The sequence below is a fragment of the uncultured Enterovirga sp. genome (assembly GCF_964242715.1).
GTDB lineage: Bacteria > Pseudomonadota > Alphaproteobacteria > Rhizobiales > Beijerinckiaceae > Enterovirga.
Map to the genome: position 1 here is coordinate 39,175 of NZ_CAXTAZ010000015.1, position 17,138 is coordinate 56,312.

At 67.7% G+C, this 17,138-nt stretch carries 14 protein-coding genes; 13 read left to right on the forward strand and 1 reads right to left on the reverse strand.

The window, feature by feature from the left end:
* Positions 1-2: 2 nt before the first annotated feature.
* The 6 genes from ACFE87_RS09845 to ACFE87_RS09870 all read left to right on the forward strand — a co-directional run bounded on the left by ACFE87_RS09845 (position 3) and on the right by ACFE87_RS09870 (position 7,089).
* Positions 3-1,505 carry a tripartite tricarboxylate transporter permease gene (locus tag ACFE87_RS09845; RefSeq protein ID WP_375459494.1) on the forward strand — a complete coding sequence of 501 codons (1,503 nt, stop codon included), beginning with the start codon at positions 3-5 and terminating at the stop codon, positions 1,503-1,505.
* A gap of 31 nt (positions 1,506-1,536) precedes the next feature.
* Positions 1,537-1,977, forward strand: a complete 441-nt coding sequence (locus ACFE87_RS09850; protein WP_375459452.1) for a carboxymuconolactone decarboxylase family protein — start codon at positions 1,537-1,539, stop codon at positions 1,975-1,977.
* Entirely contained in the window at positions 1,974-3,341 is a 1,368-nt protein-coding gene (locus ACFE87_RS09855; protein ID WP_375459453.1) for an MmgE/PrpD family protein, read from the forward strand. Before ACFE87_RS09850 ends, ACFE87_RS09855 begins: the two co-directional genes overlap by 4 nt.
* Before the next feature lie 82 nt (positions 3,342-3,423).
* On the forward strand, positions 3,424-4,833 hold the full coding sequence (locus ACFE87_RS09860) for an MmgE/PrpD family protein (RefSeq protein ID WP_375459454.1): 1,410 nt from the start codon (positions 3,424-3,426) through the stop codon (positions 4,831-4,833).
* A 328-nt stretch (positions 4,834-5,161) separates the two neighbouring features.
* Complete coding sequence (locus ACFE87_RS09865; RefSeq protein ID WP_375459455.1) at positions 5,162-6,133, forward strand: Bug family tripartite tricarboxylate transporter substrate binding protein; 972 nt, start codon at positions 5,162-5,164, stop codon at positions 6,131-6,133.
* Positions 6,134-6,231: 98 nt separating this feature from the next.
* Positions 6,232-7,089 carry an SDR family NAD(P)-dependent oxidoreductase gene (locus ACFE87_RS09870; protein ID WP_375459456.1) on the forward strand — a complete coding sequence of 286 codons (858 nt, stop codon included), beginning with the start codon at positions 6,232-6,234 and terminating at the stop codon, positions 7,087-7,089.
* Between the two features lie 151 nt (positions 7,090-7,240).
* On the opposite strand, the gene ACFE87_RS09875 is transcribed toward ACFE87_RS09870, so the two are convergent.
* Entirely contained in the window at positions 7,241-7,975 is a 735-nt protein-coding gene (locus ACFE87_RS09875; protein WP_375459457.1) for a GntR family transcriptional regulator, read from the reverse strand.
* 109 nt (positions 7,976-8,084) lie between these two features.
* On the opposite strand from ACFE87_RS09875, the gene pcaB reads away from it, so the two are divergent.
* From pcaB to ACFE87_RS09910, 7 genes are all read left to right on the forward strand, one after another.
* On the forward strand, positions 8,085-9,458 hold the full coding sequence (pcaB, locus tag ACFE87_RS09880; protein ID WP_375459458.1) for a 3-carboxy-cis,cis-muconate cycloisomerase: 1,374 nt from the start codon (positions 8,085-8,087) through the stop codon (positions 9,456-9,458).
* Between the two features lie 41 nt (positions 9,459-9,499).
* Positions 9,500-10,669 (forward strand): enolase C-terminal domain-like protein, encoded by a 1,170-nt coding sequence (locus ACFE87_RS09885; protein ID WP_375459495.1) that lies wholly within the window; start codon positions 9,500-9,502, stop codon positions 10,667-10,669.
* A gap of 111 nt (positions 10,670-10,780) precedes the next feature.
* Positions 10,781-11,755, forward strand: a complete 975-nt coding sequence (locus tag ACFE87_RS09890; RefSeq protein ID WP_375459496.1) for a tripartite tricarboxylate transporter substrate-binding protein — start codon at positions 10,781-10,783, stop codon at positions 11,753-11,755.
* Positions 11,710-13,158: a class II fumarate hydratase gene (locus tag ACFE87_RS09895; protein WP_375459459.1), complete on the forward strand. Its 1,449-nt coding sequence runs from the start codon at positions 11,710-11,712 to the stop codon at positions 13,156-13,158. The genes ACFE87_RS09890 and ACFE87_RS09895 overlap by 46 nt, the downstream gene beginning before the upstream one ends.
* Positions 13,159-13,253: 95 nt before the next feature.
* Positions 13,254-13,982, forward strand: a complete 729-nt coding sequence (locus ACFE87_RS09900) for an ABC transporter substrate-binding protein (RefSeq protein ID WP_375459460.1) — start codon at positions 13,254-13,256, stop codon at positions 13,980-13,982.
* Between the two features lie 132 nt (positions 13,983-14,114).
* Entirely contained in the window at positions 14,115-15,203 is a 1,089-nt protein-coding gene (locus ACFE87_RS09905; protein WP_375459497.1) for an alpha-hydroxy acid oxidase, read from the forward strand.
* Between the two features lie 124 nt (positions 15,204-15,327).
* Entirely contained in the window at positions 15,328-17,115 is a 1,788-nt protein-coding gene (locus ACFE87_RS09910) for an ABC transporter permease (RefSeq protein WP_375459461.1), read from the forward strand.
* The last annotated feature ends 23 nt before the right edge of the window (positions 17,116-17,138 follow it).

A 17,138-nucleotide genomic window follows, 5' to 3' on the forward strand; every position in this document is an offset into this window, starting at 1 on the left:
TGCTGGACATTCTCTCGAGCTTCGCCGACGGTTTCCTGATCGCGGCGACCCCGACGAACCTCCTGTACTGTCTCATCGGCGCCCTGATCGGCACGCTTATCGGTGTGCTGCCCGGCCTCGGTCCGGTCGCGACTGTCGCGATGCTCTTGCCGGTCACGTTCTACCTGCCTCCAGTCTCCGCGCTGATCATGCTCTCCGGAATCTACTATGGCGCGCAGTATGGCGGCTCGACGACGGCGATCCTCGCCAACATCCCGGGCGAAAATTCGTCGATCGTGACCTGCCTCGACGGCCACCAGATGGCCCGGCAGGGACGAGCCGGCCCAGCGCTCGCCATTGCGGCCCTGAGTTCGCTCGCCGCCGGCTGCTTCGCGACCTTCTTCATCGCCTTCTTCGCGCCGCCACTCGCCGAGGTCGCGCTGTTGTTCGGCGCGGCCGAATACTTCTCCTTGATGGTGCTCGGCCTGATCGCGGCGATCGTCCTCGCACACGGCTCCATCGTAGCGGCGCTCGGGATGATCGTCCTCGGCCTCCTGCTGTCGGCCATTGGCACGGACGTGAACACGGGCGTGCAGCGCATGACGCTCGGCATCGTCGAACTCAGCGACGGGATTGGCTTCGTCCCGCTCGCCATGGGCCTCTTCGCGATCGGCGACATCATCCGCAACATCGAGGCGGCGGAAAGCCGCGTCGTCCTGAGCGGCAAGGTGGGCAGGCTGTGGCCGAGCCGGGAGGACTTTCGCCGGAGCTTCGGACCCGTCATTCGCGGCACGGCGCTCGGCTCCTTCCTCGGCATTCTGCCGGGCGGAGGCGCCATGCTGAGCTCGTTTGCGGCCTATGCGGTCGAGAAGAAGATCTCGAAGGAGCCGCACCGCTTCGGCAAGGGCGCGGTGGAGGGGGTGGCGGCGCCTGAAGCGGCCAACAACGCCGGCGCTCAGACATCCTTTATCCCGCTCCTGACGCTCGGCATTCCGTCGAACCCGGTCATCGCCCTCATAGCCGGAGCCATGATGATCCATGGCATCCAGCCTGGGCCGCAGGTCATGACCAAGAACCCCGATCTCTTCTGGGGCTTGATCGCCAGCATGCTGATCGGGAACGCGATGCTGGTGCTCATCAACCTGCCGCTCATCCAGATCTGGGTGACGCTTCTGCGAGTGCCCTACAGGCTGTTCTTTCCGGCACTTCTCGTGTTCAGCTGCATCGGCGTCTACACGTTGAACAGCAGCGTGGCCGAGGTCGTCATGCTGCTTGTATTCGGCATGCTCGGCTACGTTCTCCTGAAACTGCGCTGCGAGCCGGCACCTCTCCTCCTCGCCTTCGTGCTCGGCCCCCTGATGGAGGAGAATCTTCGGCGCGCCATGCTGCTCTCCAAGGGGGACGCGACCACGTTCCTGGTGCGTCCGATCAGCCTGACGCTCCTGCTCCTTGCCCTGGGGCTTCTGCTGCTCGTCGTCCTGCCCGCTTTCCGACGCACCCGTGAGGTCGCCTTCGAGGAGGCATAACCCGCCCGGCCCCACCAACCGCGAGAGACCGATGACCACCAGCGTGTTCAATGAAACCGACGCCTTCCGAACAGGTCTCTCGATCCGCAAGACGTGGCTCGGCGAGGAGCATGTGGAGCGCTCCTTGAAGGCCGCCGAGGCGAACCCCTTCACGGTGCCGATGCAGCAAATCGCGACGGAGTCGGTTTGGGGCCAGCTCTGGTCGCGCCCGGGCCTTGAGCTGAAGGAGCGGAGCCTCATCACGCTGGCCATCCTGGGCGCCCTCCACATGGAGGAGGAACTGCAGCTTCACACGGGCGCCGCGCTCCGCAACGGTCTGACCGAGGAGCAGATCTCCGAGGTTCTTCTGCACGTCGCGCTCTATGCCGGAGTGCCGCGCGGGATCGCGGCGTTCCGGGCCGCCCGGGCCGTGGTCGAGGCCGGGGGTGCCGGGAGCGAAGCGTCGAAGGCCGACCCCGCAGGCGGCTCGTGAGCGCCTCGCCCGGAGCGGCCGACGAGGATACGCTCGCCGGGGCTCTCGCGTCTTTCGCCGCCCGCACGACCTGGGACGATCTGCCCGACACGATCCGGCACGAGGCCAAGCGCTCGCTGCTGAACTTCTTCGGCACGGCCCTCGGCGGCTGGATCGATCCGGCGGTCGAGCAGCTGCACGATCTCCTGACATCGGTTTCGGGGCCGGCGGAGGCCAGCGTGATCGGCTGCTCCGCGAAGCTCGATGTTCTCGGTGCGTCGTTCCTGAACGCGGTCAGCGCCAACGTGCTCGACTTCGACGACACCCACATGCCCACCATCATTCACCCGAGCGCGCCGGTGGCGCCGCCGCTCCTTGCGCTGGCCGAGCGAACACGCATGCCCGGCCGTGACCTGCTGGCCGCCTTCGCGGTCGGGGTCGACGTCGCTTGCCGGCTCGGCGCCTCCGTGTCGCCCGGCCACTACGCCCGGGGCTGGCACATCACGACGACCTGCGGCGTGATCGGCGCAGCAGCCGCCTCCGCCAAGGCTTTGGGCGTCGGCCGTGACGGGATCGCGCACGCGATCGGCATCGCAGCCTGCGGGTCGGCCGGCCTTGTCGAGAACCTCCCCAACGGGGCCAAGAACGTTCAGGTCGGCAACGCCGCCCGCAACGGCCTTTTCGCCGCCCTCGCGGCCGAGCGGGGCATCACGGCCGCGCCGTTCACACTCGAGGGGACGGGAGGCTGGGGCGCGGCCTTCGGCGTGCAGCCCGACCGCGCCGTCCTGCTCGGCGGGCTCGGACAAAGGTGGGAACTCGCCCGCAACGCCTACAAGGCCTCGCCCTGCGGGATCGTGCTCGCGCCCGTGATCGACGCCGCGCTCATGCTGCGCTCCGAGCACGGTGTGCTGGCGGGTACGGTCGCCAAGGTATCGGTGCGAGGCAGCCCGCTACTCCTCGCCCGCGCGAACCGGCCGGCCGTCCCCGACGACCGCATCGCGAAGCTCAGCATCCAGCACAGCGTCGCGGTGGCGCTCCTGCTTGGCGCGGCGGGAGTGCCCGAGTTCTCCGACGCCGCCATCCGCAGGCCCGACGTTGCGGACCTGCGCTCGCGCGTGGACGCCGAGGCCGATCCCGATCTCAGGGCCGAGGAGGCGTATGTGACGGCTTATCTCAACGACGGGCAGCACATCGAGGTTCATGTTCCGCATGCTCGGGGCAGCCTCGAGAAGCCGCTGAGCGACGCCGAGATCGAAGACAAGCTGCGCGAGCTCGCCCGCCTCGGTGCGCCCGGCTTGGATCCGGCTCCCCTCATCGACGCCGTCTGGGCGCTCGACCGGAGCGACGACGCGGGTGCCATCATGAGACACGCGCGCCCGAACTGAGAGGTGGAGACCCCTGCGGGCAGGCCGACTTGAGGGGCCGCCTCGTCGGCGAAGCGCGCTGAGGCCGGAATAGGAGCCGTTCGTGGACGCGTTGCCCGAATCCGATCTATCGCCCACGCTCTCTGAGCGGCTTGGCGCCTTCGTGGCGAACCTCAGGCACGAGGAGGTGCCCGAAGCCGTCCGACGGCGGGCCGCCTTCCTGATGCTCGACGCCGTCGGGGCTGCTCTCGCCTCCGCCTCGTTCGACTTCGGGCGCATCGCGGCCCGCGCCCTCGGCGGTCTCGAAACCGGTCGCCTCCCGGTCATCGGTCGTCCCGAGCGCCTGTCTCTGCGCGACGCAGCGCTCGTCAACGGCATTCTCGTGCATGGGCTCGACTACGACGACACGTCCGCGGCAGGGCGGCTTCACCCGAGCTCATCCTGCATGCCCGCCGCGCTCATGACCGGGATCCATCTCGGCTCCAGCGGCCGGGAGGTGCTGACGGCCTACATCGCCGCGCTCGAGACCACGATCCGGCTCTCAGCAGTGGCGAAAGGCGGTTTCCAGCGGCGTGGCTTCCATCCGACGGGCGTCATGGGCGCGTTCGGAGGCGCCTTTGCGGCGGCAAGACTTTTCGGCCTCGATGCGGCCGAGACGGCGACCGCCCAGGGCATCGCCTACAGCACGGCATCGGGCAACCAGTCCTACGCCGCGACGATGGCCTGGACGAAGCGCTTCCACCCCGGCTGGGGCGCAGCAGGAGGCATCACGGCTGCGGCTCTCGCGAAGGGCGGTTTCGTCGGGCCGCGTCACGCCTACGAAGGACGCTTCGGTCTCTACGCGGTCTATCTCGGCGAGTTCGCAGCCGAGTGCGACCTGTCGCTTGCGACGGTCGGGCTCGGCCTGCGCTGGATCGTCCAGGAGATCTCGCTGAAGCCGCTCCCGGCCTGCTACTTCAACGTCCCACTGATCGATGCCGCTGCTCGGATCGCTGCCGAGCATAGCCCGCTTCCGGAGGAAATCGACTCCGTCACGGTGCTGGTGCCCGAGGCGGCGATCCAGCAGGTCTGCGAGCCGGTCGCCCGTAAGCGCCGCCCGACCGACGCCTACGCGGCCCAGTTCAGCGCGTTCTATACGGTCGCCGCGACGCTCGTGCGCGGGCGGTTCGGCCTCGACGACCTCGACGATGCGGCCCTGGCGGACGAGCGCGTCGCGGCTCTTGCCCAGCGGGTCATCCACGCGGTCGACCCGCATACGACATTCCCGAAGCACTATTCCGGGGCGGTCCTCGTCACCATGCGGGACGGGACCCGCTTCGAGGCCCGGGAGACTGTCGAGCGCGGCTCACCCGAGCGCGCGCTCACGGAGGAGGACATCCTGGCGAAGTTCAACGGCAACGCCACCCGCGTCCTCTTGCACGAGCAGGTCGAAAGGCTGCGGGACGCGATCCTCGGAATCGAGCGGATGGACGACGTTCGGCAGCTCGCACCTCTCCTCGCCGGGCCCGCATGAACGCGCTTGGCCGGACGGACCCGGGCGACCCGCGTCATCAGAGGATTCGGCTTGCGGCGGGAGGGGCGGAGTGTTCGGGGCAGCTGTTACTGCCCGACCGCGTTTGCCCCGACGATCGACGTGGCCTGCCTTGGCCAGCGCAGACGGCGCCCCGCCGCGCCAGCTCGCGCCTGTCCTCGCCAGCGACGAATGTCGCGGCCGCGGACACGAGCGGGCTCGTCCGGCGTCGTCGGAAGACGAGACGATCGCGGCCTGCAACTTGCTTGAAACCCTGCCGAATAGGTTCACCACAATGATCGCGGAACGCGACGTTCAGGGAGGAACGACCGTGAGGAGACGATCCGTTCTCGGGGGGCTCGCACTGGCGGCTCTGGGCGCGCGGTACGCCCGTGCTCAGGATGCCTGGCCGACGCGGCCCGTCCGGTTCATCATGCCCACCGTGCCGGGCGGCGGCACCGACAACCTCGCCCGCCTGCTGCAGCAGCATCTCGCCGCGAGGCTCGGTCAACCCGTCATCATCGAGAACCGGCCCGGAGGCGCCTATATTCCCGGAACGGAGGCGGTCGTCCGGGCCACGGACGGGCACACGATCGGCATGATCGTCGTCAACACGCATGCCGCGAACGCGACCGTCCAGAAGAAGCTTCCCTACGACACGCTCAAAGACATCGCGCCGATCGTCAACCTGACGAGCTCGCCGAACATCATCGCGGTCCACCCGTCCATGCCGGTCAAGACGCTCGTCGAGTTGATCGCGATGGCGAAGGAGAAGCCGGGGAGCCTGTTCTACGCGACGTCGGGCATCGCCGGCGGCCAGCATTTCGCGGGCGAGATGCTGAAGAAGCAGGCTGGGGTGGACATCGTGCACGTTCCCTATCGCGGTTCGGGCGCGTCGCTGACCGACGCCGTGGCCGGCCAGGTGAAACTGATCTTCGCGAACGTGATCTCGGCCCAGCCTCATCTTTCGGCCGGCAAGCTCCGGCCGCTGGCCGTCACGAGCGCGGAGCGCTCTCCCATGTTCCCCGACGTTCCGACCGTGGCCGAACAGGGCTTTCCCGGCTTCGACATATCCGACTCCTACGGCGTCATCGGGCCGGCCGCCATGCCGGCACCAGTCGTCACGAAAATCTACGAGGCTTTCCGGGACGCGATGCTGTCGCCTGACCTGACGCCGAAGCTGCGCCTGCAGGGCGTATTCCCGCGCATCATGGACCCTGCCGAGTTCAAGACCTTCATCGGGAGCGAGGTCGCAACGCTCCGGCAGGTCGCCATCGAAGGTGACATCAAGGGCGAGCAGTAAAGCCGTCGAGACCTCGCCCGCCGCTCGGGAGAGACTGGCTGCGGCAGCGAGGCTCTGAGCAGGGCTCTACATCGTCGATGAGCAGGGGGCCGAAAGGCATGGAGAACGATTCACGTCGCCTCGCGATCGTCACCGGAGCATCCGGCGGCATCGGTAAGGACCTGGGCGAGCGGCTGGCCGAAGCGGGCTACGCCGTTGCGCTTTGGGACCATGATGGGGCGGGCGCGGAGGCCCGGTCGCAGGCGCTGAACGATGCGGGCCGCCGGTCCATCTGGGCCCGCTGCGACGTGACCAGCACGGCCGATGTCGAGCGCGCGACGGAGGAGGCCGTCAGCCAGTTCGGCCCGCCCTGCCTTCTGGTCAACAACGCGGCCATTCGGCACCGGATGCCGCTGGAGGATCTTCCCCGCGAGAACTGGGACCGCGAGATTGCCGTGAACCTAACGGGCGCGTTCCAGTGCACGCAGACCGTCGGCCGCCGCATGCTGGCGGCGGGCGGCGGCGTGATCGTGAATATGGCGTCGATGAGCGGGACATTCGGACAACCGATGCGCGGCGCCTACTCGCCCTCGAAGGCGGCGTTGCTCGGGCTCACGAGCATGACGGCCGTCGAATGGGGCCCACGCGGCATCCGCTGCAACGCGGTCAGCCCGGGCATGATCGAGACGCCCGTCCACGCTCAATTCTACGGTAACGATGCCGTCCGGAGCGCCCGGGAAGCGATGGTGCCGCTGGGCCGGCTCGGGACCGGCTCAGACGTCGCGGACGTCGTCGTGTGGCTCGCATCCGAAGCTGCGCGCTACATCAATGGAGCCAACATCCCGGTGGATGGCGGCGTCACCCGAGCCCTGGTCGGGCTTATGCCGGTCATGACGGAAGCGGGCGGCGTGACCACGACGCTCGCGCAGCTTGCCGGGGCCGCCGGGCAGCTTCCTGAACCGACCGAGACCGCTTAGCCTGCGGCCAGTCGGGTCGCCGTTGCGCCGGAGCGAACTTCGAGTGAGTGCCGGACAGGCGTTCACGCCCGAGTGACGCACCTGTTCAGCACTTAGGGTGGGATGGGCTGCAAGTCAGGCAAGGCAAGGCGAGGCGTGCGCGTGGGAGTTGCTAGGTCGGCCTTCTGCGAAGGCTCGTCGCCACCGTGAAGCGGCCGGCCGGATGCGTGCTGACCGACACCTCGAAACAGGCCCCCGCATCGTCGAGATAGCGGCGGATGATGCGAAGACCCGGCGAATTCGGTTCGGCTCGCAGCTGTCCCGCGAGATCATCCGGGATGGCCGTGGCGGTCACCTCCTGACGAATTTCGGCGCAGCTCTTCCCGAAACGGCTCTCGACGAGTGTGCTGATCAAGGTGCCGGGTTCGTCCCGTACCACCTCGCGCAATCCTGCATAGGCGGCGTCCACATAGGTGTCGGTCCAGCCGATCGGCAGAGAAGCTGCCTGGCCGTCGAGGCGCAAGCTTGAGACCCGAAGCCAGCGCCGGCCCTTCGCGCAGCCGAGCAGCCTTGCCAGAGGGCCGTCAGCCACGACGTCCTCGACGTCCTGCACGACCCGTGTATGTGCCTCTCCGAACTGGACCAGGTCCTCGATGCTGGCGAGAGACGGCCGATACTCTCCGGCCTGGGCCGTCGCGGCTTCCACCCGGGTGCCGAACTTCTTGCGCCGCGAGACGAGCCCGAGATCCTGGATCTGCCTGACGGCGGCCCGGACCGTATGCCGGCTCGCATTGTAATGGTCGCACAGTTCGAATTCGGTCGGGAGCACCGATCCGACCGGAAAGCGACCGCTCGCGATGCCTTCCGCGAGGTCGCGCGCGATCTGCGCATATCGTGTGTCGAGCATTGCGTCTCATCTCGGAGCTGCCGATCATCGGACAGCACCCTCTTGACCTCAATCCGCACATACGTACGATCGTTATGTCCGGACATATAATGCGCGGCAGGGAAACGCGATGCAGGGTTCCTCGATCCCGACGGCCACGACCGTCCTCGATTCCATCCTGTTCCGGGACGCATTCGGGACGCCCGGCATGCGCGAGGCCTTCTCCGACTACGCGCTCATCTCGCGTTACGTCGAGGTCGAGGTCGCGTTGGCCAAGGCGCAGGCGCGCTGCGGAGTGATCCCGCAGGCGGCCGCCGATGACATCACTCGCTTGTCGGACCCGTCCCGGCTCGATTTCGATCTCCTCCGGCAGGAGACGGATGTCGTCGGCTATCCGATCCTGCCGCTCGTCCACCAACTCGTGAAGCAATGCGGCGAGGCGGGTCGCTACGTCCATTGGGGCGCGACCACCCAGGACATCATGGACACCGCCGTGATCCTCCAGGTTCGCGCCGGCCTGAAGATCATCGAGGACGACGTCGCGGAACTGCGCCGCATCCTGGCCGACCTCTCGCGGCGCCATCGCGATACGCCGATGGCCGGCCGCACGCATCTCCAACAGGCCCTGCCGGTCACCTTCGGCTACAAGACCGCGATCTGGCTCGCGATGTTCGATCGCCACGCCGAGCGGCTCGAGCAGCTGAAGCCGCGTGTGCTGGTCGGCGAATTTGCGGGCGCGGCAGGCACGCTCGCCTCTCTCGGCGACAGGGGGTTCGAGGTCCAGCAGGCGCTCTGCGAGGAGCTTGGCCTCGGCGTGCCGGTCTCCACCTGGCACGTCGCCCGCGACGGTCTCGCCGAGGTCGTGAATTTCTTCGGCCTCGTCACCGGTTCGCTCGGCAAGATCGCGCTCGATGTCATGATCATGGCCTCGACCGAGTTCGGCGAGCTCTACGAGCCCTTCGTGAAGGGCCGCGGCGCGTCCTCGACCATGCCGCAGAAGCGCAACCCGATCTCGTCGGAGCTGATCCTGGCGGCCGCCAAGGCCGTCCGGCAGCATGCCGGCCTGATGCTCGACGCGACGATCCAGGATTTCGAGCGCGCGACCGGCCCCTGGCATGCCGAGTGGATGGCGATCCCGGAAAGCTTCGTGCTCACGGCCGGCGCCCTGCACCAGGCCAAGTTCGCCCTCGGCGGGCTGATCGTGGACGAGGCCAAGATGGCGAGGAATCTCGACATCAGCCGCGGCCTCATCGTGGCCGAGGCCGTGATGATGGGCCTCGCCCCGCAGGTCGGCCGGCAGGAGGCGCATGATGTCGTCTACGAGGCCTGCCGCATCGTGAACGAGACCGGCGGCACGCTCGCCGAGGCCCTCGCAGCCAGCCCGGAGGTCAGCGGCCGCATCGACCGGGCGACGATCGACCGCCTGACCTCGCCCGGCAACTATCTCGGCCTCGCGCCCGCCATGGTCGACCGCGTGCTCGGCTCGGTGCCGCGGCAGGGCTGAGATGTCCGACCGATGAGCCAGGACAGCATCGCTTGAAGATCGTGGACATCCGCCACCTCGCGGTGCCGCTCGAGGGCGAGGTCGCCAACGCGGTCGTGTCCTTTGCCGGGCATGACGTTTCACTGGTCGCGATCGTGACGGACATGGTTCGTCGCGGCCGGCCAGTCGTCGGGCTCGGCTTCAACTCGATCGGCCGCTTCGCGCAGGGCGGGATCCTGTGCGACCGAATGATCCCGCGGCTCAGGGCGACGGATTCCGGCACGCTGCTCGATGCGTCGGGCGAGCGCATGGATCCCGCAAAGGTGCTCCACGTCATCATGCGGGGCGAGAAGCCGGGCGGACATGGCGACCGTGCGGGCGCGGCCGGCGCGATCGAACTCGCGATCTGGGACCTGAACGCCAAGCTCGCCGACGAGCCCGCCCATGTGACGATCTCCCGGGCGTTTGGACGGTCTGGGGGTGCGAAGTCGGTGCCAGTCTACGCGGCCGGAGGTTATTACTACCCGGCTGGCAGCGGCCGGACGCTCGCCGACGAGTTCCGCGCCTACCAGGATCTCGGCTTCGACGCGTTCAAGATGAAGATCGGCGGCGCCTCGCTGGCCGAGGACGTCCGCCGGATCGAGGAGGCACTCGCCGTCGCGGGCAAGGGTCACCGACTTGCGGTCGACGCGAACGGGCGATTCGATCTCGAGACGGCGCTCGCCTATGGCCGGGCACTCGAGCCGTTCGGGTTGCGCTGGTACGAGGAGATCGGCGATCCGCTCGATTTCGCGCTCAATCGCGAGATCGTCGCGTCCTATGCCGGCACGGTCGCGACCGGAGAAAACCTGTTCTCGGCAAGCGACGTCAAGAACCTCCTGAACTTCGCCGGCATGAAGCCAGGCCGCGACGTTTTCCAGATGGATCCGGGCCTGTCCTACGGGATCACGGAATATGCCAGGATGCTCGCCCTGATGGAGGCCCATGGGTTCAGCCGGGCACAGGCTTTCCCGCATGGCGGACATCTGATCAACCTGCACATCGCCGTCGGGCTCGGACTGGGCGGGTGCGAGGCCTATCCGGGCGTGTTCCAGCCTTTCGGCGGCTATCCGCCGGGTTGCGGGGTGGGCGGCGGCGAGGTTCGGCCCACGGACGCGCCGGGCTTTGGGCTGGAGGAGAAGCCGGAGCTCGCGTCCTACATCGCGTCGCTCGGGCTGCCCGGGCGGACGTGACTCCTGGTTGCGTCATCGCTGACGCCTCCTCGCCAAGACGAGGTCGAAGGGCCGCCCTCTAGCGGCCCAGGTCTTTCGAAACAGAGCAAGGACAGGGAGGACAGACGAATGATGTGGAAGACCTCTGCCGCCATCGCGATCGCGGCCGCCTTCAGCGGCAACGCCGCCACGGCACAGACCTATCCCGCCCGCCCCGTCACCATGGTCATGCCGTATGCGGCTGGCGGGCCGGGCGATACGCTGGCGCGGCTCCTCGCCCAGAGCATGACGCCCGTCCTCGGCCAGCAGGTCGTCGTCGAGAACATCGGCGGGGCCGGCGGATCGGTCGGCAGCGCCAAGGTCGCGTCGTCGCCGCCCGACGGCTACAATCTCCTCATGATCCACATCAGCCACGCCACCAATCCGGCGCTGTATCCGAGGCTGAAATACGACCCGGTCAAGGACTACGAGCCGATCGGCCTCGTCGTCGACCTGCCTTCTGCCTTCGTCGCCAAGAAGGACCTTGCGCCAAAGTCGTTCGAGGAACTGGTCGCCTACGTGAAAGCCACTGGCGAGAAGGTGAACTACTCGCATGCCGGGATCGGGTCGGCATCGCACCTGTGCGGTCTGCTCTTTGCCGACGCGATCAAGACCAAGTTCACCAACGTCGCCTATCGCGGCACGGGCCCGGCCATGAACGACATGATGGGCGGGCAGGTCGACGTGATGTGCGACCAGATCGTCAACGTGGTCTCGAACGTCGAGGCGGGCACGATCAAGGGCTATGCGACGACCGGCACCGAACGGTCGGCCGCCCTGCCGAACCTTCCGACCGCGGCGGAAGCAGGGCTCCCCGGATTCACCTACAAGGTCTGGTATGGGCTGTTCGCCCCGAAGGGCACGCCGAAACCCATCGTCGACAGGCTGGTGGCTGCCTTGAACGAGGCCCTCAAGGACAAGACGCTGCGCGACCGGATGGCCCAGCTCGGCGCCGATCCGGTGACGCCCGAGCGGGCCACCCCTTCGGCACTCGCCGCGCATCTGACATCCGAGATCGCCAAATGGACCCCGATCATCAAGGCGGCGGGCGTCACCGGCACCCAATGACGGCCCCGTCCACCCGGCGGGAACGCGACGCCTTCGGCGAGATCGCGATCCCGGCGGATCGGTACTGGGGCGCGCAGACGCAGCGCGCCCTCGACGTCTTCGCCATCGGCGAGGAGCGTTTCCCGGTCTCGCTGATCCGGACCTTCGGATTGCAGAAGCGGGCCGCTGCGCGCGCCAACCGCCGGCTCGGAGGGCTTCCGGACCGGCTTGCGAACGCGGTCGAGGCGGCCGCCGACGAGGTCCGGCAGGGGCGGTTCGACGCGCATTTCCCGCTTCCCGTCTGGCAGACGGGGAGCGGCACCCAGACCAACATGAACGCGAACGAGGTGATCGCGAACCGCGCGAACGAGATCCTCGGCCAGCCGCTCGGGACGCGCGACCCGGTCCACCCGAACGACCACGTCAACCGGTCGCAATCCTCGAACGACAGCTTCCCGACCGTCATGCAGATCGTGACGGCGACCGAACTCCGGGACCGGCTCGAGCCGGCCGCCGCGACACTGCAGGCGGCTCTCGCCGCGAAGGCGGGCCAGTTCAGAGACGTCATCAAGATTGGCCGGACGCATCTCATGGATGCGCTGCCGATGACGCTCGGGCAGGGCTTCGACACCTTCGCGCGCCAGATCGCGGCAGGGCGCGACCGCATCGGCGATGCCATGCCCCGCCTGCTTCAGCTGCCCCAGGGCGGGACCGCGATCGGAACCGGCCTCAACGCGGAAGCGGGGTTCGATCGTCTCGTCTGTGACGAGATCGCGGCAGCGTCGGGGCTCGCCTTCCGCCCGGCGGAGAGCAAGTTCGAGGGCATGGGCGCGCATGACGTGCTGGTCGAGGTGTCCGGCCACCTCAACACGCTGGCGGTCTCGCTCCTCAAGATCGCGAACGACCTGCGCTGGATGGGTTCTGGCCCGCGCGCCGGCCTCGGCGAGCTGATCTTTCCGGATGACGGCCTGACCTCGTCGATCATGCCGGGCAAACGCAATCCGACGATCGCGGAGGCCCTCGTCCAGGTGGCCTTCCAGGTGATCGGCCACCATGCCGCCATCACGGCGGCCGGGGCCTCGGGGTCCTTCGAGCTGAACGTTGCGAAGCCCGTCCTGATCCACAACCTGCTCGGCTCGATCCGCCTGCTGGGGGACGGCATGGAGGTCTTCGCCGCCCGCTTCGTCGCCGGTCTCGAGGCCGACACCGAGCGGCTCGCCGCCAACGTCGAGAGCTCGCTCCTGCTCGCGACCGCGCTGAACCCGATCCTCGGCTACGACAAGGTTGTCGACATCACCCGCAAGGCGATGGCCGACGGCACGACACCGCGCATGGCCGCCATCGCCTTGTCGCTGCTCACCGCCGACGAATACGACCGCCATGTCGATCCCCGCAGGATGCTGGGACAGACGAGGGATGACTGAGGCAGAAACAGTTGCGGCGGCTCCGGATGCGATCGAACGAGACGCCGGCAGAGCGATCCGCTACGCCGGCCGCCATCGAAACGACGAGGACCAGAATGGACGCCAAGGTCATTGCCGAACTCGCGCCTACCGGCACCCTGCGGGCGGGCGTCAATCTCTCGAACTTCCTGCTCGTGACCGGGCGCACCGCTTCGGGCGACCCCGAGGGTGTCTCGCCTGACCTGGCGCGGGCCGTCGCCGACCAGCTCGGCGTTCCGGTCCGCTACGTCACCTATCCGCGCCCGAGCGAACTGGCGGATGCGGCGGAGACGGGTGCCTGGGACATCGGGCTGATCGGGGCCGAGCCGGCCCGCGCTCAGAAGATCGCCTTCACGGCGGCCTATGCCGAGATCGAGTCGACCTATCTCGTGCCCGCCGGATCTCCCCTGGGCGAGATCGGGGACGTGGACCGGCCGGGCATCCGCATCGCGGTCGCGGCCGGGAGCGCCTACGATCTCTGGCTCTCGCGCCATATCGCCCATGCCGAGCTCGTCCGCGCCGACACCATCGACGCATCCTTCGACGCTTTCGTCGACGGCAAGCTCGACGCCCTCGCCGGCCTGCGTCCGCGCCTCATCTCGGATGTGGAGCGGCTCCCGGGAGCGAGGATCCTCGAGGGTCGTTTCTCCGCGGTGCAGCAGGCCATCGGCACCGCGCACGGCAATGCAGCCGGTGCAGCGTTCCTGCGCGACTTCGTCGAGGAGGCCAAGCGGTCGGGGCTCATCGCGAGGCTGATCGAGAAGCATCGTGTTCAAGGCCTGTCCGTCGCCCCTCCCGCCGGCTGACGCGTCGAGACCACCCGCCTTAAGGCACGAAGCGCCTGCGAGCGCCGGCCTTTGCCGTGAGAGCGGGTCGGGCTAAGCCCAATGGGATACGAGAGCCTGAAGAGCTCGGAGCGGATCGGGGGAGACGAGGAGATGGAGGCCGAGCAGAGCTTTCTGACGCTGCACGAGATCGTCAGGGCTGCCTACGACCGGACCGATCGCGGCATCTGGGACTACATCACGGGCGGGACCGAGACCGAGACCACCGTCCGGCGCAATCGCCTCGCCTTCGATCGCCTCGCCTTCCGGCCGCGGGTGCTGCGCGACGTCTCCCGCATCGAATGCTCGGGGCGCTTCTTCGGGCGCACGACGCGCCTCCCGGTCTCACTGGCGCCGGTCGGAGGCCTCGAATCGATCGGGCCTACGGGCGAGATCCTCGTCGCACGCGCCGCCTCGGGCTTCGGCGTGCCGTTCTATCTCAGCTCGGTGACCAAGGTCGGCATGGAAGAGGTGGCCGCCGCCGCCCCCGACGGCCCGAAGGTGTTCCAGCTCTACGTCCGCGGCGACGAGAGCTTCGTCGACGACCACATCCGGCGGGCGATCGACAGCGGCTACGACGCCTTCTGCCTGACGGTCGATACGGCGATCTATTCCCGGCGCGAGCGCGACATCGCCCGACGTTTCGTCAAGCCCTGGCGCGACCGCGCCGGTGGCCAGGATTATCAGGCGGCTCTGGCCTGGTCGGACGTGGAGCGGATCAAGGCGAAATACGACGTCCCACTGATCCTCAAGGGCATCGCGACGGCGGAAGACGCCGAGATCGCCTGCCAGCACGGCGTCGAGGGCGTCTATGTCTCGAACCATGGTGGCCGGCAACTCGATCACGGCCGCGGTGCGCTGGATGCCCTGCCCGAGATCGTCCAGGCCGTCGCCGGGCGGGCGTCGATCACGGTCGACGGCGGCGTCTGCCGGGGCACCGACGTCGTCAAGGCCATCGCGCTCGGCGCCGATACGGTCGGGATCGGCCGGCTGTATTGCTACGGCCTCGCGGCCGCCGGCCAGGAGGGCGTCAGGCGCGTGCTGGACTTGCTCGAGACGGAGATCGTGTCCTGTCTCGGACTCCTCGGCGTCGCGAGCTTCGCGGAGCTGCAGACCAGCCATCTTTGTGAAGCGTCCCCGGTCGGCGAGCCCCACGTCCTCAGCGCATTTCCCCTGATCACGCTGCCCAAGGACGAGTATTGAGGCGACCGTCCGGCGACGAACCGTGACCAACGCGAACGCCGCTCGGTAGGCAGCGGCCGGCGTCGTGTGTTACGCATCGGTCAAGACGCATCGCGGCTGAACCGCGCGCTCGGGAGGACGTCCGTTGGCTGTCGATGCGTTAGGCGTCGAGCATACCTATGCGCTGTCCGTGCGCGATGCCGGCCGTGGCGCGAGGACACGCTCGGCCTTGCGCTGGCTTTGGTCCGGGACACTTCTGTCGATCCTGACCTTCCTGGTCCTCTATCCCGTCGCGATGCTGCTGCTCGGGGCCGTCACCAACGCCAATCCGGTCGTGGACGGCTTCTCGAAGTTCCAGCTGTCGTTGTCGAACTTCACCGAAGTGATGGGAAATTCGAACGTTCATCGAGCGCTCGGGAACTCGCTGATCGCCTGTGGTGGCGGCACCGCGCTCGCCGTCGTCATCGGCCTCACCTTCTCGTGGATCGTCGTGCGCACGAACACGCCGTGCAAGCGCTTCATTGCCTCCGCCAGCATGCTGCCCCTCTTCGTGCCGCCTCTGGTCGGCGGCGTCGCCTGGGCCATCCTCGCCTCGCCGAAGACCGGACTGCTCAATCTCCCGCTGAAAAGCCTGGATATCGGATTCCGCTTCGACGTCTATACGATGACCGGGCTGGTCGTGATCTTCGGGATCTACTACGCGCCCTACGTGTACATGTTCACCGCCTCCGCGCTGCGGAACATGGATCCGGCTCTGGAGGAAGCCGCCGAAGTGTCCGGCGCTAGCGCGTTCTCGACGCTCTTCACGGTGACCTTCCCGCTGATCATGCCGGCCATCATCTCCGGCATGCTGCTGTCATTCGTCGTGATGCTCGGCATCTACGGAATCCCGGCCGTCCTCGGCACGCCGGGCGACATTCCCGTCCTGACGACCTACATCTTCAAGCTGACCAACTGGTCGCCGCCGCTCTATTCGACCGCGGCCGCCGTCGCCATCCTGCTCATGGTCGTGACCGGCTTCCTCGTCTGGCTGCAACAGAAGGTCCTCTCCGGGCGCAGCTACACGACAGTCGCCGGCAAGGCCTTCCGGCCGCGGTCGCTCGATCTCGGTCCTTGGCGCTGGCTGACCCTTGCGCTCGCGCTCGTCTATATTTCCATCGTCGTGATCCTGCCGATGCTGGCGCTGATCATCGCGTCAACGCGGCGATTCCTGTTCATCCGGGACTTCCAGGCCCTCATCAACCTGCAGCAATACTCGTTCATTCATTACGAGAAGCTGTTCGACAACCCGCTGACGACCCGCTCGATCGTGAACACGATGGAGGTCGGCTTCGTAACCGCGATCTTCGGCGGCATGCTCGCCTTCGCAATCAGCTATACGGTGAACCGCACGCAGATGCCGGCCCGGCGGACGATCGATCTCATCACGACGCTACCGGTCGCGATCCCGGGCCTCGTCGTCGGCGTCGCGTATCTCTGGGCCTGGATCGGTCTTCCGGGCGGCCTCTACGGCACGATGTGGATCCTCTCGCTCGCCTTCATCGCCCGTTTCATGCCGGACACGGTCAAGGCGCTCTCGACCTCGCTGATGCAGATCCACCGGGAGCTGGAAGAAGCAGCCTGGATCTGCGGCAAGAGCGTGCTCGGCACCATCCGGACGATCGTGCTGCCGCTGGCGCGCCCCGGCGTCGTCGCCGCGATGACGCTCCTATTCATCCTGGCCGTGCGGGAGCTCGGCTCCTCGCTCTTCCTCTACACCAGCGAGTCGATGGTCATGGCCGTCCTCCTCCTGGACTATTACGAGGGCGGCAATGTCGGCATCACGGCCGCGTTCAGCATCGTGCAGATCGTCCTCCTCGCAGGTCTGATCAGCGTCGCGAACCTCCTGTCCTGGAGTGGCGGGGGCAGTTCCAGCATCGGCCGCGCTGGCTGACAACAACAATGTCCAACGGGAGA

What these genes read in the sequence shown, in the direction of transcription:
- ACFE87_RS09850 (WP_375459452.1), top strand. Translation starts at nt 1,537, where the DNA reads ATGACCACCAGCGTGTTCAATGAAACCGACGCCTTCCGAACAGGTCTC.
- ACFE87_RS09870 (WP_375459456.1), top strand. Translation starts at nt 6,232, where the DNA reads ATGGAGAACGATTCACGTCGCCTCGCGATCGTCACCGGAGCATCCGGC.
- ACFE87_RS09875 (WP_375459457.1), bottom strand. Translation starts at nt 7,975, where the DNA reads ATGCTCGACACACGATATGCGCAGATCGCGCGCGACCTCGCGGAAGGC.
- pcaB (WP_375459458.1), top strand. Translation starts at nt 8,085, where the DNA reads ATGCAGGGTTCCTCGATCCCGACGGCCACGACCGTCCTCGATTCCATC.
- ACFE87_RS09890 (WP_375459496.1), top strand. Translation starts at nt 10,781, where the DNA reads ATGTGGAAGACCTCTGCCGCCATCGCGATCGCGGCCGCCTTCAGCGGC.
- ACFE87_RS09895 (WP_375459459.1), top strand. Translation starts at nt 11,710, where the DNA reads ATGGACCCCGATCATCAAGGCGGCGGGCGTCACCGGCACCCAATGACG.
- ACFE87_RS09900 (WP_375459460.1), top strand. Translation starts at nt 13,254, where the DNA reads ATGGACGCCAAGGTCATTGCCGAACTCGCGCCTACCGGCACCCTGCGG.
- ACFE87_RS09905 (WP_375459497.1), top strand. Translation starts at nt 14,115, where the DNA reads ATGGAGGCCGAGCAGAGCTTTCTGACGCTGCACGAGATCGTCAGGGCT.